Source organism: Micromonospora sp. NPDC047738, assembly GCF_040642675.1.
Classification (GTDB): Bacteria; Actinomycetota; Actinomycetes; order Mycobacteriales; family Micromonosporaceae; genus Micromonospora.
The window spans coordinates 1-19,492 of the sequence record NZ_JBEYSO010000054.1; the positions used below are offsets into that span (position 1 = coordinate 1).

Here is a 19,492-nt window from a genome sequence, read left to right on the forward strand (position 1 = left end):
CGGTTGTCCTCACAAACCATCGATGATCAACGCGGTGGCCGTCCTCATGCCCACGCCACGCCCAACGCCGAAGCCAAGTGACGTTGGAGTACTAGTGCTCGCACCCGCGGGCCAGCGCCGCGTTCCGGCAAATCCCGCGGCCGTCCGTCGACGACACGGTCGGCGCACTGGCCGCGCGGCCAGGCCCCTTGCTCTGACCCGGGCACGGCGACGCCTGCGGCTCGGCTGAAAGGGCGGTACGGCCGCGATCCAATCCGGGGAGCGCGTGACCCATGACATCAGAGACTCTGCTAACGGTGAACTCGAATGCAGTAACCATGGACGGAATCGTGATGTGTAGGGCGACGGTTCGATTCGGTTGGCGGCTTCACAGGAAGGCCCGGGTCACGGGCTTGATCGCCGATCGTGACCCGGGCCTTCCTCATACCGTCGAACGCCAGCCGATCTCAGGGCCCGGCGCTCGCCACCCCGCTCTCGTTGACGGTGAACTTTCCGTTAGAGGCGCCATTGAAGGTTCCACTCTTGATCCACTCGATCAGCGCCGCCTTGATGGTGGAATGGGGACCAGCCCAGGGGGCACCGGGTGCGCCGCCGTAGGGGGTGCCCGAGGTGGGGGTGCAGCGGTGTCCGGAGCAGCCCTCCCACACAAAGGTGTGGCTTCCGCACGCAACCTTCACCAGCACCTTGTTCGTCACCGGGAGGTTGTTGTAAATGGTGTCCGCGTTAGCCACCGGCGTCACCTCGTCTTCAAGACCGTGGATGACGAGCGTGGGTGTGGTCAGCTGTCTTACGACTTCGGTGTTCCAGCCGTAGCTGGAAAAGACGGGACTGCGGCCGAGGCCGGTCGGGTGCCCGGGGATGGTCCCTCCCCACTGGGCGCCGACAGGATCCTCCTCGCGGATCTGCGCCGCGACCTGCTCCCGACTGCCCTGGACCACACGGCCTGTGCACGCCGCCTCGCGATCGGGCGGCAGGTTCCCGGGTCCGCCACCGGTGAAGACGTGCAGCGGGAAGGTGGCGAAGCCCGTCGGCGGCGGTGTCTCCTCGGTCGGGAAACCGAACAGCGACGCCGCGAACACGACGCGGTTAACCTTGGCGATGTACTGGTCGCTGTGGGGAAGGAGCGGGTTCGGGTTGGCCGCATACAGTGTCCGGCCGACGTGCTGCCCGCCAGCCGAGTAGCCCACAAGGGTTACCTTGCCGTCCGACGGCTGCGCCCGCGCGATGGCGTCGTCGATGACCTGACGGATGTCGCGAACGAAGGTGTCGACACGGGCGAACCGGACGTTGCTCGAATGGGCCCGCCGCTGCCCGCCAAGCGGATTGGTGAACAACGTCGGATCCTGCGCCGCCCCCTGCTGATCGAGGGGGAAGACCGGGACATGCGTGCGATCGCATCCCGCCGGGTACGAGCAGGTGCCGTCGGTGTTGTAGGCGGGCAGGCTTGCGTTTCCCGGGTCGTCCAGGCCGTGGGCGAAGCGCGTCGAGCGGCCGTAGCCGAGCAGGTTGGGGGCGAAGGTGTCGATTCCTGCCCGGGCGAGCGCCTTCTGAATGCTGAGCTCGCCGCCTTCGGGGGCGGGCTGTCGAAGGTCGAACACGGCCGGGCCGTACACGGTACGGCCGTGGATCAGCACCGCGGCCCGGTTGGGCACCGAGTGGCACTTCCCGTGGGCGTAGATGGGCTGGACACGATGCACCTGCAGCTCAGCCGAGAGCCCGTCGAACTGCGGGTCGGGCATCAGCCCGGCGGGGACGGTGAAGGGCAGAAAGTGATCGCTGACCTGCACGCCGGTCGGCACCTTGTCACAGGCCGCGGCCGCAGCCGCGCCGCTGACAGCGGCCGTCGATGAGGGCTTTGCTGCGGAGAGCGGCTGAGAGAATGCGGCAGTCAGCGCAGTTACTGCGACAATCGTGAATGCCGCTCCTCTGAGTCTTCGCTTTGCTTTGGACATGGGGTCTCCTTAATGGGAGTGCTACGCGCACTTCGCGTAGTCGTGACACGTGGCCACACCCGCCTAATTCCGAGGGGCGGGGCATGGGCGTGGCGAGCAGGATGAACAAGGCCGCGACGGCGACCAGGATGCGGGATCTCACCTCGGAACGTTCCTGGGACGCGGAGTATGCGTTGGATAAGGAACGGTGCCGCTTCCGCAATCGGGTCACGATGCGCGCCGAGCGGCATCTGGTGTCACTGCCCTCCGCTGGTTGTGGATCCCACGGAAGGATGTGTCGACAGGAACTGCGCGAGCGTGTTGACAGGTCGTTTGTCAACGATCGTGTCTCTACTTCTCGGGGTCCTTTACCCGGGCCGCCTAGTTCTGTCGACTCTGAATGCGTCACTGATGGTGCTCGCATGGCGATGACAAGTCAACGCCTGAACTTTTCACCAACTGGCTGACGGGGTGGCAGCGGCCAAGTGCTACATCCGTGGCGAAAATGAGGAGGCCCTGATCTTTATGGCCTTCTCTCGTTTTCTGAGCCTCCTGGACCAAAAATGCCGAAATAGCCCACCAAAGCTCCATGATGATGCGAGCCTGCCAGCTCAATCGGAGATCTTGTCACGCTATCGTCACGGTGTCCATATTGAAGGCTCCATCTGCCCAACGTTGGGCAAGAGGACCAGGCGGTGGACCAGCGCCGGGGAAGCGACTCGCAATTGCCGCAGATCCCATGCATTCGTTGTGCCTGATCTTCGGCCGGGGCCCCGATCCCGCTGCCCGACGATGGCGAGGCACGGACGCATATGCGTGGCGCTCACGGTGTCGCCGGACCGGGGCTGGAGGGGTGAGCCCGGCCTGGCAGCGACAGCCCGGGCGTTCTCCGGGCTGTCGCTGTTTCGTCAGTCACGCACGTTCGGCAAGAAGAAGCGTCGCGGCAAGGGCGGCAAGGTCGGCCCACCGGTGCATGACGATCTCGTGCGCCGGGACTTCACCGCCCAGCGGGCGAACGAGCTGTGGTTAGCCGACATCACCGAGCGCCACACCGCCGAGGGCAAGCTGCGCCATCCGCACCTTCGACGAGTTCCTCACCGCGTCGCCCCAGGGTAGGAGCGTGCGGTCTAGTAATAGTTGTCGATCGGCTGGCGCGCCTCGTCGAACAGGGCCGGCCCCTCGTACTGCACCGGGGGTAGCGGCGGAGTGGCTGGCTTGACCTCCTCGAACTGTTCCGCGGACAGGGCGTACACCACCCGGCCGAGGCCGGACCGGGCGATCGCGGTCGCGCACATCGGGCAGGGCTGGCAGCTGGTGAACATAGTGGTGGCGGCCGCCACGTCGGGGGCGAGTTCCCGAGCGGCCCAGCGGGCCAGCTTCAGTTCCGGGTGGGCGGTGATGTCCGAGTCGGAGACCACGGTGTTGTGGTCCTCGATCAGGACGGTACCGTCCGCATCGACCAGCAACGAGCCGAACGGCCGTTCGCCGGACGCCCCGGCCCTGCTGGCGAGTTCAATGGCTCGGCGGAGAAACTTCTCGTCATCGGGGGTCATCGGTCCTCCTGGGATTTGTGGTACACGGCCACGGCCGCAAGGGTCTGCCAGGCGCGTTCGGGCTGGCGGATCTCGGTCAAGTCGCCGTTGAACGGGTCGAGTACCACCGTCTCCGCGCCGAGCAGACGGAGTTGGTCGATGTCGGCGATGATCTGGTCGATGGTGCCGACACCGGCGAGCCGGTCCGGGGCGGTGACCACTTCTCGGGTCTCCAGGAGTTTGATGCGCGGCGTCAACGCGGGCACCGGGCGGCCGAGTTCATCGGCGGTGGCCTTCAGCCGCCCGGCTGCGTCCGCCAGCCATCCGGGCGTAACCCGCAGCGGGTGCCAGGCGTCACCGAGCCGTACCGCGCGACGGATGCCGGCGTCGCTGTTGCCGCCGACCCAGATCGGGATCGGGCCCGTATCGTAGTCGTCGGTGTTCCGCCAGGCTTCGTACATGGCGTGCAGGTACTCGTCGGTCAGCGCGCCGCGCCGCCGGAACGGCACGCCGAGCGCCTCGAACTCCTGCCGGGCCCAGCCGACGCCGACGCCGAGGACGAGCCGGCCGCCGCTGAGCCGGTTGAGGTTCGCCGCCATCCGTGCGGTGAGCAGCGGGTGCCGGTACGGGACGATGAGCACGGTCGTGCCCAGCCGGACCCGGCGGGTCACCCCGGCCAGCCAGGACAGCGTGGTGAACGGCTCGTAGAACGGCGCGGGATACTTCTCGGCCACGTCTGGGGTCACCGCGATGTGGTCGGAGACCATCAGCAGGTCGAAGCCGAGATCCTCGACCGTCTGCGCCCACTGTCGCAGCATGCCGGGGTCGGTACCCGGGGCGAAGTTCGGTACGTTCACGCCGATTTGCACGTTACCCAGGCTAGCCAGCTTGGATCCGGCGTGGAATACCTTGTTCCCTGCCTTTGCTGGCTTTCGCCGTGGATCCGCCGGTAGATTGGCGTAATGGCCGAGAATCTTGACGCCGTCGATTGGTCCATCCTGACCGAGTTGCAGGGCGACGGCCGCCTGCCGATCACCGAGCTCAGCCGCCGGGTCAAGCTGAGCGCCTCGGCCACCAGCGAGCGGGTCAGGCGACTGGAGACGATCGGTGTGATCACCGGCTACCGCGCCGAGGTCGACCTACCCAAGGCGGGCTTCGCCGTACTCGCGGTGGTGCGGCTGAAGTATCCCGGCAGCCAGCACGCACCGCTGCACCGGCTGCTCGAGCGACGGCCGGAGATCCTGGAGTGCCTACGCACCACAGGAGAGGACTGCTACCTGCTGAAGGTGGCCGCGACGTCGATGGCACACCTCGAACAGGTCGTCAACGAACTCGCCGCGTTCGGCAGCACCACCACCAACGTGGTCTACAGCGCCACCCTGCCCTATCGCGGCCCGCGCCAGACACCGCCCCACTCGTGACCAGGCGCACGAATGCCCCGCAGCGCGGGAACTACCGTAAAGGCGCCGCCGGCTACGGGCGCCCGCGGCGCCGCCGCACTGGCGCCGCCGCCGGGTCACACGTCGGCGGCGGAAGTCCCGTTACCTGTCCCGCAGCACGGAATCCAGACCCGGATCCGCGCGCCGGAGGGGCTGACCGCCAATAAGGCACCGCCGCATCGGGAATGGCGAGGTCAACGCGGTCGGGCTCGGCAACCACGCCGATGCCGAACGCCGCCGGTTCGAGCAGTCGTGACAACCGGCACTCTGCTCGGCCGGCAGCGGTGTGCTACTGAACGTCGACCCTGGCCGGAGCTTCCGGCGCGATCGTGTCGAGCCCGGTGTAACCGTGCGACAGGCAACGCGCCGACAGCAGCATGAGACCTGCGTCGGGTCGTCAAAGGGCGCACTGCCCGGCAGCAAGAGAGCCAGCTCGCTGCGGATCTCCGAGGATCGAGGCGCCTGCCGGTGGGAGGCAGCCGCCGCGCGGCGGGGCCGGGCCGGGCCACCCGGTTGTCGGACGTCGCAGGTCACCCGTCGGGTCCGTACGGCCCGAGCCGGTGACCTGCGACGTACCGGGCGGCCCGGCGAAGGGGTCAGCCCCAGATGGCGGTGGCCCACTCCGGGTGGTCGATGAAGGGGTTGCGGTTGCCCTGCCAGCGGTCGTAGATGACCTGGTTGCGGCGCTTCTCGAAGGCGTCCGGCGGGTCGAGCTGGTGCCAGGCGAGCAGCACCGACAGTCGGCCCAGGTACGGGGTGGTGCCGTTGGCGACGGAGTTGTTCATCTCCAGGTTCGGCCAGCCGTCGTCGCCCTCGTACCGGATCGCCATGTACATGATCATGCGGGCGACGTCGCCCTTGACCGCGTTGCGCGGCTCGAACGAGTCCGCGTCGGTGTAGCAGCCGGGGCACTGGGCGACGGCGCTGCCGCCGTTGTCGAAGTCCTTGTTGCCGCGCGTCGAGTTGACCGTGACGTCCTCGGGGCGCAGGTGGTGCACGTCCGTGCCCGGGCCGGTGGCGGTGCCGAAGTCGCCGTGCGACTTGGCCCAGACGTGCTCGCGGTTCCAGTCGTCGGCGGCGCCGCCGTTGGTGGCCTTGCTCTGCGAGCGGCCGCTGTAGAGCAGGATCACGTTGTTGGGGTTTGCCGGGTCCTGGTCGGTGTCCTTCAGCGCCTCCCATACCTGGTCGTAGGTGAGCTTCGTCTGCACCTTGGTGATCGAGTGCAGGGCGCCGCGCAGGGACGTACCCGTCTTGCCGATCGCGCTCGCGTAGTAGGTCGAGTCATACGGCCCGCCGGTCGGGGTGGGTGAGGCGGTCGGCGTCGGGCTGGGGGTGGTGCTGCCGAGGGTCATCGCGGTCGGGTCCTTCAGCCCGCCGTGGCTGAAGTACGCGGTCAGGGTGCCGGTCGCGGTGACCAGCTTGCCCCGCAGGCCCGGGTTGGTGAGCAGCCCGAAGGCGCTCCGGTATGGCGCGGTGACCTGGACGTAGAGCATCCTGCCCGTACTGGTCTCGCCGGCGGTGTCGGCGATGGCGATCGCGGTGTCGGCGGTGTAGCCGGAGGTGATCACCGTGTTCGTCGCCGTCGGTTGACCGATGACGTAACCGGTGACGGTGGCGGTGCGGCCGTCCTGGGCAGCCAGCGCCTGGGCGACGGTGAGCGCGGTCGCGGCCGACGCGGAGGTGCTTGCCACTGCGACGCCGGTCGCCAAAGCCACGGCGAGCGCGAACGCCGTGACCAACCGCCCGGATCGCGAGCGGGTGATGCTCTGTGAATTCATGGTCACCGATGTTAGCGGCGGCGGCGTGAACGCCGGGAGGGCGGTGGGAAGAATCTTTCGCCGACGTCAGCCGGACGGGCGAGGGGCCGGGATCAGCGATCCCGGCCCGTCCGGGTCGTCGACACCGGCTCGGGAATCGCAGGCGGACGCGCTGCCGCATGCGTTCGACCGGTTCGGGCGGGCCGACGCCGCACGGGGCCGCCGTACCGGAGGCAGTGGCCTCGGCCTCGCCATCGCCCGGCAGATCGTCGCCGATCACCAGGGCATCATTACGGTCGCGAGTGAGGTCGGCGCCGGGACGACATTCACTATCATGCTTCCCCGCGCCGACTAGCGCCGTACCTGACGGGAATGCCATGCCGCGGAGTGCGGCCGGGGGACCGGCGGGAGAGCGGTTCCGCGCAGGGCGCAAGGCGTACGCCGCGAAGCGGACCCGCTAAAACGCCGGGCGCCGCCCGTTGTGGGGAATCGGGCTGCGCCTCGCACCGGGTCGAGTCCCGGATAGATGCCTGGACGGAAGGCCCGGGGTCGTTGCCCTCGGCGATTCACTGCCTGGGGCGGCCCGGTGCAGAAGTCCTTCGGACCCCGGCCTTCCGCACGGCGAAGAGTATCGGCGCCCACTGACACTCGGGTGCCGGTTATGGCGGATTTAATCCGCCAATAAGCCGTCGATTAGCCGTGGTCGTTCGCTCATCGAGGTTCGCGGCGTGCCGATCGACGGGGAGTGGAGCGGCTCCCCAGTTGGTTGTTGCCGGGCAGGAGGTTTGCTGACGCGGCCGGACGTCGCGGCGCCGTCGGCATGGCGCCGAACGCGCGGTCCAAGCGTGGACGAACAGCAGATTTCTGAGCGACGGACCAGGCTCGACGGGGTCGGACGGCTGGGACAACGCGCAGGGACCGCCGCGACGCTCTTCGCCGTATCGGTGGCTTCTTGTCTCGCCCATATGACATGTCCCGGTTATCCCCATCGGTGAGGATGAGGGGCATGTCTGCATGGAACAAATGGTTGCGCCGGCTCGTCGCCGTCCTTGGTGCGGTCGTGCTCTCGGTGTTCGTGCCGGTCGCAGCGTGGGCGTCCACGGGGACCGGCGAGCGGGTGATCGAGGCCGCCGCGAGCAGGCCGCGGGGCGGCGCGGGCCTGGTCTGCTGCCTGGTGGTTATCGCCGTGGGCGTGCTGCTGGTGCTGTGGCTGATGCGCCGCCGCCGGGGCAGGCCGCGCTGACGCGGTCGGGCGGGACGAGGCGGCCCGCGCGTGGTCGCATCCGGCTCCCCGGCCACCGCTCCTTGATCTCCCAAAATATATCGAGCTGATCTGCGGGGACTCCGAGTCGAGCCGCAGGCCAATTCGCAGAACGGTCATCCGCCCTCGCTGATCTGCCTGGCGGATCCTGTCGCCGGCGCCTGCCGGATCGGCCTGCCCTGCGTGTGTACGGGCTGATCATGGTGCTGCTGCCCGGCGACCCTGATCACAGTCCAGGCGTCGGGTAGCACGCTCAGCGAGTGGAAGTACTCCCGGGACCGTTGTCGCTCCTTGAACTCCTCACTTTCCTGTCAGCGTTCCATCGGCTCGATCCGGAACCCGCCCCTGCCGGCGATCCGGACCTCGTACAGCAGGTCGAATCCATCGACCTGCCGAGGGCGTCGCAGCCGCTTGAGCGTGTCATACACCCCGACGTCCGGTACCCGAGCTCGATCCTCACGGGCGGCGTTGCGGGCGAGCGCCGCAGGCAGATCGGGCCGGAACCAGTACCCGACCGTCCTTGCCCCGTGGACGCGAGCGGCCTCGATCAGCGGTTGCCACTCCTGCGGTGAGGGATTGGTGTTGTCCACCACGACACAACGCCCCGCGGTCAGCGCCTCATCGACCAGACGCATCTGGCGGCGCTGACGATGGCGGGCATTCGGGAAAGCGTCCTTGCTGACCACCAGATGAGTGTCGGCCAACAGTTGCCGGCAGAACGTGGTCTTCCCCGATGCCTGCAGCCCGATCAAGATCGCCAGTTCCAGCCCGTCAGCCATGGACCGCCTCCGGTACCCGCTTCTCACGCACCGACAACGACCTGAACGTTGCGGGGCAAGCGACGACCCGAGGAGATGCAGCAGCCCGGTAGCGCGACAGCGTGGTGAGATGACTGCCCTCGTACACGAGCACTGCGCCCGAGCGGACCACGGGCCGTACGTGCGGTCGACCGCAGATCAACCTCCGAGGTCGACCTCGATTTCCACCTCGACGTCGTCACGGACCCTGAGCGCGCCGAGAAAGGCCGAGTACGGCTTGATTCCGTACGCCGACTGCGTCACCACCGTGGCGGCGCGGTACCGGTCGGACGTCACCTCACGCACTTCGATGTCGATCGGGCCGGCGGCCCCATGCAGCGTGAGGGTTCCGCTGATCGTGGCATGGTCGTCGCCGACGACAACGCGGCTGGACTCGAAGGTGGCCGTCGGATGGCGATCGACGTCCAGCGTCCGCCGGGCGTTGTTCTCGATCTCGCCCCGATCCTTGTCAGTCAGCGGTCGCGCACCGCCGGTGCCCTGCCGCACGGCCAGCGATCCCAACCCGACCTGGGCCGTCGCGGTGGCATCCGCCGGTCCAGTCTCCGGAACATCCAACTCCACCGACCAGTCGGTCACCTCGATGGCCAGGTCGTGCCCGACGGTCGAGCCGATCCCCGCGCGGCGGGTCCGCAGCAGCATGCGCCCCTCGTCCGGGCCGAGTCGCCACCGTCCGGTTCTGATCTCCACCCGCCAAGCGTACGCGGACATACCAGATCAATTCCCTCGCTAGCTCCGACGAGGGCGAGTCGGTGACCAGGCTCGTCGCCGGCCCGCCCGCGCCGGTGCCCGAAGGACACGAGCATGTTCGAGTCCATCCGCCAGGGCCGCTGAGCAGCGACCTCCGACGCGGTCACCGAACTGACGGGCCGCAAACCGGCCTCCCTCCGAACGGCGCGAGCCTGGGCGTAGGGAACCAACGACGTGATCCGCCCAAGCGTGGTCCGCGGCGTATTCTCGGTGGCTTGAGAGCTGCCACGGCCGGCAAAGGCGGAACGGATGCGCGATCCACACGACTTCGACCTCGAGGAGATCGCTACTGCGCTGGAGGACCAGAGCGCGTACGAGCACCGGTGGCTGATCGACCCGGCAACCGGAGAGGTGATGTTCTGGACCGCCGATGGCGGCATCGACGGTAAGACACCCGTCGACCTCGACGAACTCGATGTGGTGTCCATCGACTCGTTGCCGTCCTACGTGTGGTACGAGGACATGGTCGACTTCGCGGACCTGCTCAGCGACGAGCGCGCCAGCCGACGACTGCATCGAGCGATCGACGGCAGGGGCGCCTTCCGGCGCTTCCGGAACGAACTGTATGAGGAGTACCCGCACCTGGTGTCGGTGTGGCAGGACTTCCGCAACGCGCGTGCCCTCCGGCGAGCGATCGCGTTCCTGGCGGACAACAACCTCGTCGCGGAGGATGCGGCGGAGCGAGCCCGCGCCGAGCACCCTGATCCGGCGGTGCCGTGATCCCAGCGCCGCCGAATGATGTCAGGGGCGCCGCGAGTCGCTCGACTCCACGTCGATGGCCGCGATCAACGCAGCAGGGGAGTCGGACAACGCCGCCAGCATGCACCTCAGCCATCGCCTCGTCGCGACACCGGGCCCGCCTCAGCGGGGTCGGGTCGTTCCAGCGACAGCGGTCTCGTACATCGTCTCGACTTCCCGGTTCACCCGGATCAGCGAAGCCAGATAGTGCTGTGTCTCGGGGTCGGTGGAGTAAAGCATGGTGCCACGCATTCCCCGGGTCATCAGCACCTTGTACGTGTTCCGGATCAAGCGGTCCGCCTCGAAGTCGCTGAGTGCCTTGCGGCTGCGGAAGGCGGGGTCCTTCGACTCCGTTCGCCGGGTGATCAACCGGCCGTCGCGGGCGACCAGGTCCGGGCCGAGGATCACACCCGACCACTCGTACTCGAAGCCCTGCGCCGTGTAGACGCAGCCCACCTGGCCGAAGCCGTTCGGGTCGGTGGCCCAGAACGCGCTGCCCGGCGCGTCACCGACGCTGCGGTCGCTCTTGACGTTCCACGGCCGGGCCCAGCCGCCGACCCGCACGTCCGGCACCAGCGAATCGTCCGGGCGCGGGTCGCTCCACGGCCAGCAGTAGCCCGCCGACAAGCGCGCCGTCTCCCCGGCGGCCTGCTTCGCCGCCAGGAACGCCTCCATCGCCTCCGGCGAGTCCGCCAGCCGCAGGTCGAAGCGGCCGTCGCCGGTCCAGGCCGAGGGCTCGCCGCCGTCGAGGCCGAGCAGGTCGAGGACCCACTGCTCGTACGCCTCGCTACCGCCGCAGCGGAACTGGTCGTGCAGCGACACCACCTCCACGTCCAGGTTCAGCTGCTTCGCGTACGCGGAGATGACATCGACGCTGCCCAGCTCGCCCGGCTTGACCACCTGATGCTCGTCCAGCAGAAAAACCGGCACCCTGGCGGCGGCGATCAGCTCGTCGATCTGGAGGCGGGCTTTGTCCCGCTTCGCCTTCGGCGTGAAACGGTTGACCGACGTTTCCCGGATCCGGTGCGCCTCGTCGCAGATCAGCACGTCCAAGCCGTTGCGCTCGGCGGACATGAAGCTGTTGAAGTAGCCGAAGAGGTTCTTCAAGCGGGTCGAACCCTTGCCGGCGTAGCGCCGCAGCGTCTGCGTGAATGACCGCGAACCGGTAGCGTGCATGACCGCGCGCTCCTGCCGGGCCAACTCGCCGAGCACCGACAGCGCGATCACGCTCTTGCCGCTGCCCGGGCCGCCGGAGACCACCACGACCGACTTGCGATCCGCGGAGCGCGCCCGCTCCACGGCGTGCAGGACCAACTCGTACGCCAAGCGCTGCTCGTCGAGCAGCGTGAAGTGCGACCGCTGCTTGAGCTCGGCGGCGGCGTACGACAGAAGGTGCTTGCTCGGGCGGACGGAGCTGGTGAGAAAGCGGTCAGCGGCGGCCGCGCCCGACGCCGGAGCCAGGTGGGCCCGGAGATAGTCGAGGAACTGGCCGCGGCGCTGCTTGGTGAAGATCCGGCTCTGTTCGGTGGGCCACCGTAGGAACAGATCGTTCACGTCCCGGTCCACGGCGTTGTGCAGGTACGCGGCCCCGACGATCGGGCTGCGGTGGTGCGAGAGCACGCCGAGGAAGTCCGTCAGGTATTCGCAGTAGTCGCCGACCTGCACGCCGGGGTGCAGCCGCGGACCGCGGGCGTGCTCCACCAGGACCAGCCGGTCGGACCCCTCGTAGGACTCCGCCTGCGACCACTGCTTGAGCTCCACGATCACGTAGGAGTCCTCGGTGGTCTTCGGATGTAGGCCCGCGAGCACCACGTCGATCCGCTTGCTGGTCAGCGGCAGTTGGTACTCCACCAGCATCTCGACCTGCCCCAGGCCGGCATCGACCAGGTCCTGCCCGAGCACGGTGAGGCTGCGCTCCCAGGAGCGCCGTTCGGCGGCGCTCACGTTGTGACCGATGTACTCCGCGACCCGATCGGCCAGCGTGCCGCTGGCCGCGTAGCGGAGGAGACCATCGGCGGAGGTGCGGAACGCAGACAACACTTGCCCCCGGGCAGCACGAAGAGATCGTGCGCATGGGGGGCGTGTCCGGCCGCAGCCGGAAGCCCGTCGTTACGCGCCTGTACTTGGTGGACTGTAGCGAAGAGATCAACTCCTCGCACGCCTTGTTACCGCTTGGCGGCGGAACCCTTGGCCTGTTCAACGGGATAGCGGATGGCGACCTCCGCCAACTTGGTGAAGGCAGCCTCCTCCAGGTTGATGCCGAGGACGTCCGCCAGGCGGGTCAGGTAGATCATCACGTCGCCGATCTCCGACCGGACGCGCGCGCCAGCCTCGGGATCGTCCATCACCGCGGCGGTCTGCTCGGGGGTGAGCCACTGGAACTCGGCGAGGAGTTCACCGACCTCGCCGGCGAGCGCCATGGCGAGGTTCTTCGGCGTGTGGAACTGCTGCCAGTCGCGTTCCTCGGCGAAGGCCCGCACGCGAGCCGTCAGGTCGTTCACCCGAGCAGTCTTTCACGGCCGGCTCTACTGGCATTCGGGCTGTTCCCGCTATCGCGCCGGGCTGTCCACGAAGCCGCCGCCGTTGATCCGCTGCACGAAGTTGGCCCAGGCCGTCGGTGCGAACCTCAGGCGCGCACCAAGCTGGTCTTTGGAGTCGCGTACGGCGACGATGCCGGGGAGGTTGGTGGCGACCTCGACGCAGTTGCCGCCGTTGCCACCGCTGCGGGTGCTCTTGCGCCAGACGGCGCCGGTCAGGTCAGTCATGCCGCACCTCCCCGATGATCCTCTTGATCATGTCCGTCGATTGTGCCTCATCGAGCGCCATAGCCTCCAGGCTCTTCCAGGCGGCTCGGTAGGCGGCCAACTCATCAGGCTTGTCGAGATACAGAGCACCGGTCAGCGATTCGCTGTAGGCGACGGGTGGCTCCGGTGCCGCTCGTCCGCCCTTCGTGGCGGGAAAATCGAGGATCACAAAGGAGCCGGCAACTGCACCGGAGTGCGGTCCCGCGGCGAACGGGAGCACTCGGATCGACACGTTCGGCAACTCGGCGGCTTGGATGAGTCGGCTGAGCTGGCCAACCATGACTCCGCGGTTGCCGACGGTGCGGCGGAGCACGGCCTCGGAGAGCACTGCATCTAGCTGCGGCGGCCTCGGCAGGCGACGGGTTAGCAGGCTCTGCCGCTGCAAGCGCACCTCGACCGCTCGCTCCCGTTCCTCCTGGCTGGCCGAAGGTCGGTCGAGCCGGACTAGGCCGAGGGCGTACTCACGAGTCTGCAAGACGCCAGGGATGAGCGTCTCCTCGTACTGGCGCAGGTGGGCGGCGGCGGATTCCAGGCCGACGTACAGCTCGAACCAGCTCGGCACCGCGTCCCCGTACGCATGCCACCAGCCCTTCGATTTCGTCTCCGTGGCCAGGCCCTTCATCGCCTCGGTCATCTCCGCCGAGACCCCGTACAGCTCGCACATCGCCTTGACGTCGAGCACCCGGACCGCGCCCAAGCCGCACTCGATGCGCCAGATCTTCTGTCGGCTGTATTCGAGAGCCTCGGCGGCGGCGTCCAGGGTCACGCCGGCCTCGGTGCGGTACTGGCGCAGCAGCCGGCCGAGCTGCCGGCGCGGCACGGTCGATCCGATCTCCTCGGCCATCCGAACACTCCTAGATTCCGTCCTGCAACACTGCGTGACGTCGCTCTGCAACACGTACAGGTTTCAGTAAAGAAAGTCAATACATCTGGCGAGAAATCCGCTGTGGAATGTTGCGCTGCGGCTCTGCGGTGTCACACGCTGACCACAAGAGCCGTGCTGCCGTACTGCTGAGTGGAGCTGCGGTGGCAGGGCCGGGGTGGGTCCGCCTGTGCGGGGAGGGCGGGTGGCCCCACCCCATCCACCCACGACGAGCGAGGGAGACTGCGGGATGACCGTCCGCCACCAGCGACCGGCCCGGGGGAGCGGAGCGACCTACCGCTCCAGCGCGTACACCGGTCTGCTGCCCTGGCAGGTGCGCGAGCGCCGCTTCAAGCCGGTCGGGCTCGGACGCCGCGGCCTGAACCCCGACGACGTGTACGCGTTCCTCGACCGGGTCGCCGGCGACATGGCAACCGTCTACGCCGCCCTGGCCGCCAGCCGCCGGGAGACCGCCGTCGTCAAGGACGCCCTGCGCCGCTGGCAGTCCGACCAGGCCCGCGCCCGAGACGCCCGGGGACACGAGCGGTGACCCAGCGGTACGTCATCCACCTGCCGGTCGTCGCCACCGACCTGCCCGCCGCGCAGCGCCTGGCCCGGGTGGTCGGCCGCTGGTTGCTCGTCCTGCCGCAGACGGACCCGGGGGAGACCACCGTCTCCGTCGAGGACGACCAGAACGTACGCCATCGGGTCTTCTGTGACCTGCTCATGCCCGGTGGCCGGCGCTGCCTGCTCCGCGCCGACCACGACGGTCCCTGCACCCGCCGGCTACGCCGCTGACCCGCCGCAGCGCGCCTTGGCGATTCACCCGATGGGGATGAGGCAGGGTCACCCACCGGCGCAGCAAGGTGTTGGCAAGGCGCTGCGGCGCATTTGGGTCAGGGCTCGCGAATGGCCCTTCGACGGCGATCCGGCCGGAGAGGAGATCAGGGTGGAGTACCAGGATTTTGTCAACGCCGTGGCCACGCGGGCAAAGGTGTCGACCGATCAGGCGGCGACACTCACCGGCGCGACGTTGGAGATATTGGCGGATCGGATCAGCGCCGGCCAGGCTGATGACCTTGCCTATCAGCTTCCGGACGAGCTGGCCGATCACCTGCGCAGACCGCTTGGACGGGAACGGGCCACGTCGTTCGGGTTCGAAGAGTTCGTGCGGCGGGTGGGGGATCGCCCGGACGTCGAGCGTGCGCTCGCCGGTGCCGTTGTCCCCGCGGTGCTCACGACGCTACGTGAGGCTGTTTCCCGTGACGAGTTCGAGAATGCGATGGCCCAGCTTTCGAAGGAGTTTTGGCAGGTGATCGAACCGGTGGGTGCCGGTGGCGGGCGGCGTCCCGGCTCATAGCCCCCGCGCTGGGACACGGGCGGCGACCCAGCGGTATGTCATCCACCTGCCGGTCGCCGCGGACCTGCCCCCCGCGAAGTGCCTGGCCTGACGACCGCGGTTGCCCGCATCGACGGCCGTGGTTGCCCGCATCGTGCGGCTCCTCAACTTCACGCTTGCAGAGCCAGTATCGCCGAGGGCGGCACGCTCCGAACGGCCAGTCCGGCGATCATGCTTCGACAGCACGAGGGCCCCTCGGAAGCCGATTTCCGCCGTAGGGGATGCTTCCACTGGCCCTGCTCCTCGGACCGCTGCTCGTCGCGGGTATACAGTCGGTTGCGGATGGAACGACCTGCTCCACCTGTCGTAGGCGGTGTGTGGAAGGCGTTTAGCCAGCGGCTTTGGCGATGATGCGATCCATCTCCTCTCGACCGAAGGCCCGCAGGGTCGTGGTACGGACGTTGCCCGCCCCACCGAGCTGCAGGAACGCCGCGGTGGCGGTTTCGTCGTCGGGTGCCTCGACGACGGCCACGAGGTCGTACGGACCGACGGTCCAGTAAATGTTCAGGAGATTCGCCCCGAGATTCTGGGTCGCTGCGGCGAAGGCCTCGGCGCGCTTCGCCGTGTCCTTGTAGCCTCGGATCCCCTGATCGGTCCAGTTCAGCAACGCGACATACGTCGGCATGGCCTTCACCTCCATGAAGAGACCTCATCGTAGGTTGATTCCGGTCATAATGGGCGGAATCCGCATCAAGTGAGCAATAGAACGAGTGATGCGAGCGATCACAGAATCGACGGCCCGCTCGGCGAGCCAGGCCCAGTCATCGCTTCTAGGGCGGAGCCGGCATAACCTGTCCACCGACGGCGGACAGAAAGTGGACCGAGTTCACTGCCTCGCGTACCACCGACCGGGCCGTCGTGGCAGCGCGGCGCGGGCGGTCTGTGCCTGCACGCGATCATCCAGGACCCGCCGAACCGGGGCCGGATCTACACCGACATCTCGGCGGCAGTTGGGCACTTGTGGTGCTCGACGGCAAACAGCTGTCCGCCGTCGAGCGGCCTCGTCACCTGGCGACATCTGCGCCTGACCGCACTTGCCGCCGCAACCAGGACCGGCCGCGACAGCGGGCTTGCCAGCCGGCTACGAGTAGCGCACGGTCCGCCGAGCCGGACGGCAGCCAAGAAAAGAGGGCGGGGATCTGGAGGCTTGCCTCCAGATCCCCGCCCTGACTACATCTGGATCGTTATCCCGCTCGGCACGAGGCGAGCGCCCCCACGACGCCGACGCCCGGCGCGCGCAAGGGGAGCTTGGTCGAGGCCGCGGGGCACCGGGGCACCGCGAGGTCGTAGATGCCCCGACCGAACGAGGCCACACTCAACTGGCGGGTCGGCTCGTGGTAGCGCATGTACATCACGGCCGCGTTCGGCAGATCCGCGCCGAGGGAGGCCCACTCGCCGCCGTTCCAACCGGAGACGTACACCCCGACATCGGTTCCGACCAGCAGCAGCCCGTCCGAGGTCGGTACCACGGAGTTCACCGGTGCGTCGGGCAGGCCGCGGCCGATGTCCGTCCAGGTGCGGCCCCCGTCGGCAGTGACCATCACGTGCGGGCGGTCGCTGCCGGAGCGGAAGCCGGAGAACGTGGCGTAGGCGATGTTCTTGTCCTTCGGGTGCACCGCGACCCGGGTCACCCACGTACCCGGCAGTTGCGCCTGATCGACCCGGTTCCAGTTCTGCCCGAGGTCGTCGGTCCACCACAGCCGGCCGTCGTCCGTGCCGACGTAGAGCTTGTTACCGTCGGTCGGGGCGGCCGCGATCGTGCTGACGGTGCCCCACGGGTAGCCGGACGGGTCGTTGGGGCCGCCACCGGTGAGGTCCGGGCTGATCGCCGTCCACGTACGACCGTTGTCCGTCGACCGGTTGACGATGTTCCCGGCGTAGTACATGACGTTGGGGTCGCTCGGGTCGAACTGCAGTGGCGTCAGCCAGTTGCGCCGCTGCGACACCGTCTGGCCGGTGCTGATGCTCTGGCGAGGCGTCCCACCCGCGTTCTCCGACCGGTAGCAGGCGCCGTACTGGCTGCACCCGAAGACGATGTTCGGGTTCTCGGGGTGGATGATCACCTGGAGGCCGTCACCACAGCCGATGGCGTTCCACGCGCCACCCGGCCCGTTGTAGCCGCGGTTGCAGCCGTTGTCCTGAGCGCCGCCGACCTTCAGTACGGGGTCGGTCTCGGCGACATCCACCGTGTAGAACTGGGTGTACGGCTCGTGGGTCGACTTCACCCATCCGCTCGCGCCGTTGTTGTCGGACCGGTAGAAGCCGCCGTCGTTGCCCAGGTAGGCACGGTTGGGCGTCTTCGGGTCCCACCGCAGCACGTGCTGATCGGCGTGCGGGCCGCCGACGGAGGAGAAGCTCTGCGCGCCGTTGGTCGACCGCATCAGGCTGACCCCGGTGAGGAAGACGTGGTTGTGATCCTTCGGGTCGACGAAGAGCTTGCCGAACCACCAGCTGAAGGTGGACTGGGATGCCTGGTTGGCCGTGACCGGGGTCTGCGTCCAGGTGTCGCCGCCGTCGTCCGAGCGGTAGAACGCGCGGAACGGGCCGAGGGCCGTGCCGACGTAGGCGTACAGGCGCTGCGGGTTGCTCGGGGCGACCGCCAGCCCCCAGCGGCCCTGATCGGCGTCGGTCGGCAGGCCGTTGGTCATCCGCTGCCAGTTCTGGCCGCCGTCGTCGGAACGCCAGATGCTGGAACCGGGGCCACCATAGGTGCGCTGGTGCGGCTCACGCCGGTGGTCCCACATCGCCGCATACATGCGAGCCGGGTTGCTCGGGTCGATCACCACCTCGGTCGCGCCGGTGGTGTCGTTCGGCGCGGCAAGAACCTGGCGCCAGGTGTCGCCACCGTTCTCCGAAAGATAGACGCCCCGCTCACCGCCGGGGACGAACAGGTTGCCGGTCGCCGCGGCGAAGATCCGGTCTTCGTTGCCCGGGTCGATCGCGAAGCGGGCGATCGCGTGGCTGTCCTTCAGGCCGACGTGCTGCCACGTCGCACCCCGGTCACGGGAGCGGTAGATGCCGTCGCCGCCGAAGGTGATCGAGCCGCCGCCCGGCTGCGGCTCACCGGTGCCGGCGAAGAGCACCCCGTTGCTGGTCATGGCGACCGCACCCATGCTCTGGCCGGAGTTGCCCGGCCACGCGGCGGTGAATGTCGCACCGGCGTCGCTGGACTTCCAGATGCCTCCCGAGGCGGCGGCGATGAAGATCTGGTCCTCGACCTGGGGATCCACCGCGATGTCGACCACCCGGCCGCCGATGTTGGTCGGGCCGAAGAAGTTCCAGTTCCGGTCGGCCAGGTTGCGGTAGACGCTGCGGGTGTGCGCGGCGAGCTGGTTCGCCTCACCGCGTGCCTTGGCGTATTTGGCCGTGGACAGCTCCGTGCTGCCGTCGCTGAGCCGTTGGGCGGTCATCCATTCATCGGGCAGCTCCATCGGCCCGGTCGGCGTGCTCGTGGCCAACGATTCCTGGCCGTTGGCGGACGTGAGGGATGCCGTCAGCGCGACCGCGGTCAGCAGCGCCAGGCCTGCTGCCACCGTGAGGCCGCGACGACGTCGCAGGAGGGTTCGATTCATATGGGATCTCTCCCTGTCCGTCGGATGCGACCGGGATGACCGGTCGTCCGTACGCACCTTAGACACGGTGACGTCAAACGTCACCAAGCATCTGAAGGGATTCGTACTGTCGTCTTAGGACACCTGTTGAGCTGGTCCGGTGCCTAGTCGGTGTGGAACTGCGGCAGCCCCGCGTCGTCGGAGTCCGGGCCCACCACCGCGGTCAGGCTCGTGCCGTCCGCGCAGAGCGCGCCGGCCCGCAGGTACATCCGCCGCTGTGGCGTGCGGATCAGCACCTCGGCCTCGAACGTCTCGTCCTCGGCGCGCAGCAGGTCGATGTCGTCGCGGTTTTCGTAGTGCCCGCGTACGTCCAGTGGGGTCATCCGAACGGTGGCTTCAACCGTTGTCAGCACGCCCTGCTCGACCACCGAGGTGATCCGGGCACCGTCGGGCAGCACCAGCCCGGTGACGTCGGCGCTGATCTCGGGGTCGTCGTCGAGCGGCACCCGGTCGCAGCTGGGCAGGTTCGCGAGCATCGCGCGGCCGGGATCGGCGCCGCGGCGTGACTCCGCGCCGTCGCCGCAGCCGGCGAGCGACGCGACCGCGACGACGAGGGCAACCACCCGGACTCTCACCGACGCAGGATGTCACGA

General features: G+C 68.3%; 19 protein-coding genes and 2 pseudogenes. 8 read left to right on the forward strand and 13 right to left on the reverse strand.

The genetic code is table 11. From position 1 onward, the window contains the following. Positions 1–446: 446 nt before the first annotated feature. A complete protein-coding gene (locus ABZ783_RS36015; RefSeq protein ID WP_357447206.1) occupies positions 447–1,952 on the reverse strand; it encodes an alpha/beta fold hydrolase in 1,506 nt (501 codons plus the stop codon). A gap of 912 nt (positions 1,953–2,864) precedes the next feature. On the opposite strand from ABZ783_RS36015, the pseudogene ABZ783_RS36020 reads away from it, so the two are divergent. After that, positions 2,865–2,999 (forward strand): annotated as a pseudogene (locus ABZ783_RS36020) (IS3 family transposase); the annotation flags it as partial. Positions 3,000–3,058: 59 nt separating this feature from the next. Here ABZ783_RS36020 and ABZ783_RS36025 read toward each other — a convergent pair. Both ABZ783_RS36025 and ABZ783_RS36030 read right to left on the reverse strand, forming a co-directional pair. Beyond that, entirely contained in the window at positions 3,059–3,484 is a 426-nt protein-coding gene (locus ABZ783_RS36025) for a nucleoside deaminase (protein WP_357447209.1), read from the reverse strand. After that, a complete protein-coding gene (locus ABZ783_RS36030; RefSeq protein ID WP_357447212.1) occupies positions 3,481–4,332 on the reverse strand; it encodes a TIGR03619 family F420-dependent LLM class oxidoreductase in 852 nt (283 codons plus the stop codon). The genes ABZ783_RS36025 and ABZ783_RS36030 overlap by 4 nt, the downstream gene beginning before the upstream one ends. Before the next feature lie 93 nt (positions 4,333–4,425). On the opposite strand from ABZ783_RS36030, the gene ABZ783_RS36035 reads away from it, so the two are divergent. Beyond that, positions 4,426–4,884 carry an Lrp/AsnC family transcriptional regulator gene (locus ABZ783_RS36035; RefSeq protein ID WP_357447215.1) on the forward strand — a complete coding sequence of 153 codons (459 nt, stop codon included), beginning with the start codon at positions 4,426–4,428 and terminating at the stop codon, positions 4,882–4,884. Between the two features lie 614 nt (positions 4,885–5,498). On the opposite strand, the gene ABZ783_RS36040 is transcribed toward ABZ783_RS36035, so the two are convergent. Next, complete coding sequence (locus ABZ783_RS36040) at positions 5,499–6,593, reverse strand: endonuclease (RefSeq protein WP_357447218.1); 1,095 nt, start codon at positions 6,591–6,593, stop codon at positions 5,499–5,501. On the opposite strand from ABZ783_RS36040, the pseudogene ABZ783_RS36045 reads away from it, so the two are divergent. Together ABZ783_RS36045 and ABZ783_RS36050 are read left to right on the forward strand one after the other, a co-directional pair. Continuing rightward, a pseudogene (locus tag ABZ783_RS36045) lies at positions 6,556–6,948 on the forward strand (ATP-binding protein); the annotation flags it as partial. The gene ABZ783_RS36040 and the pseudogene ABZ783_RS36045 sit on opposite strands and share 38 nt — an antisense overlap. Before the next feature lie 717 nt (positions 6,949–7,665). Further along, entirely contained in the window at positions 7,666–7,902 is a 237-nt protein-coding gene (locus ABZ783_RS36050) for a hypothetical protein (RefSeq protein WP_357447220.1), read from the forward strand. A gap of 329 nt (positions 7,903–8,231) precedes the next feature. Here the strand turns inward: ABZ783_RS36050 and ABZ783_RS36055 are convergent, their stop codons facing one another. Both ABZ783_RS36055 and ABZ783_RS36060 read right to left on the reverse strand, forming a co-directional pair. After that, on the reverse strand, positions 8,232–8,699 hold the full coding sequence (locus ABZ783_RS36055; protein ID WP_357447223.1) for an ATP-binding protein: 468 nt from the start codon (positions 8,697–8,699) through the stop codon (positions 8,232–8,234). 177 nt (positions 8,700–8,876) lie between these two features. Next, entirely contained in the window at positions 8,877–9,425 is a 549-nt protein-coding gene (locus ABZ783_RS36060; protein WP_357447226.1) for a YceI family protein, read from the reverse strand. A 309-nt stretch (positions 9,426–9,734) separates the two neighbouring features. Here ABZ783_RS36060 and ABZ783_RS36065 point away from each other — a divergent pair, with 309 nt between their 5' ends. Further along, a complete protein-coding gene (locus ABZ783_RS36065; protein WP_357447229.1) occupies positions 9,735–10,205 on the forward strand; it encodes a UPF0158 family protein in 471 nt (156 codons plus the stop codon). Between the two features lie 141 nt (positions 10,206–10,346). On the opposite strand, the gene ABZ783_RS36070 is transcribed toward ABZ783_RS36065, so the two are convergent. From ABZ783_RS36070 to ABZ783_RS36085, 4 genes are all read right to left on the reverse strand, one after another. Further along, entirely contained in the window at positions 10,347–12,263 is a 1,917-nt protein-coding gene (locus tag ABZ783_RS36070; protein ID WP_357447232.1) for a DUF2075 domain-containing protein, read from the reverse strand. Positions 12,264–12,388: 125 nt separating this feature from the next. Beyond that, a complete protein-coding gene (locus ABZ783_RS36075) occupies positions 12,389–12,724 on the reverse strand; it encodes a nucleotide pyrophosphohydrolase (protein WP_357447235.1) in 336 nt (111 codons plus the stop codon). A gap of 48 nt (positions 12,725–12,772) precedes the next feature. After that, on the reverse strand, positions 12,773–12,988 hold the full coding sequence (locus ABZ783_RS36080) for a DUF397 domain-containing protein (RefSeq protein ID WP_357447238.1): 216 nt from the start codon (positions 12,986–12,988) through the stop codon (positions 12,773–12,775). Continuing rightward, positions 12,981–13,871: a helix-turn-helix transcriptional regulator gene (locus tag ABZ783_RS36085; RefSeq protein WP_357447241.1), complete on the reverse strand. Its 891-nt coding sequence runs from the start codon at positions 13,869–13,871 to the stop codon at positions 12,981–12,983. Before ABZ783_RS36085 ends, ABZ783_RS36080 begins: the two co-directional genes overlap by 8 nt. A gap of 268 nt (positions 13,872–14,139) precedes the next feature. Here ABZ783_RS36085 and ABZ783_RS36090 point away from each other — a divergent pair, with 268 nt between their 5' ends. The 3 genes from ABZ783_RS36090 (at position 14,140) to ABZ783_RS36100 (ending at position 15,249) form a co-directional block, all read left to right on the forward strand. Then, entirely contained in the window at positions 14,140–14,439 is a 300-nt protein-coding gene (locus ABZ783_RS36090; protein WP_357447244.1) for a DivIVA domain-containing protein, read from the forward strand. Next, on the forward strand, positions 14,436–14,687 hold the full coding sequence (locus ABZ783_RS36095) for a hypothetical protein (RefSeq protein WP_357447251.1): 252 nt from the start codon (positions 14,436–14,438) through the stop codon (positions 14,685–14,687). Before ABZ783_RS36090 ends, ABZ783_RS36095 begins: the two co-directional genes overlap by 4 nt. A 151-nt stretch (positions 14,688–14,838) precedes the next feature. Further along, complete coding sequence (locus ABZ783_RS36100) at positions 14,839–15,249, forward strand: DUF2267 domain-containing protein (protein ID WP_357447254.1); 411 nt, start codon at positions 14,839–14,841, stop codon at positions 15,247–15,249. 367 nt (positions 15,250–15,616) lie between these two features. Here the strand turns inward: ABZ783_RS36100 and ABZ783_RS36105 are convergent, their stop codons facing one another. The 3 genes from ABZ783_RS36105 to ABZ783_RS36115 form a co-directional block, all read right to left on the reverse strand. Then, positions 15,617–15,928, reverse strand: a complete 312-nt coding sequence (locus ABZ783_RS36105) for a GYD domain-containing protein (RefSeq protein ID WP_357447257.1) — start codon at positions 15,926–15,928, stop codon at positions 15,617–15,619. 544 nt (positions 15,929–16,472) lie between these two features. Then, positions 16,473–18,860 (reverse strand): glycosyl hydrolase, encoded by a 2,388-nt coding sequence (locus tag ABZ783_RS36110; RefSeq protein ID WP_357447260.1) that lies wholly within the window; start codon positions 18,858–18,860, stop codon positions 16,473–16,475. A gap of 143 nt (positions 18,861–19,003) precedes the next feature. Next, entirely contained in the window at positions 19,004–19,474 is a 471-nt protein-coding gene (locus tag ABZ783_RS36115) for a hypothetical protein (RefSeq protein ID WP_357447263.1), read from the reverse strand. Between the last annotated feature and the right edge of the window lie 18 nt (positions 19,475–19,492).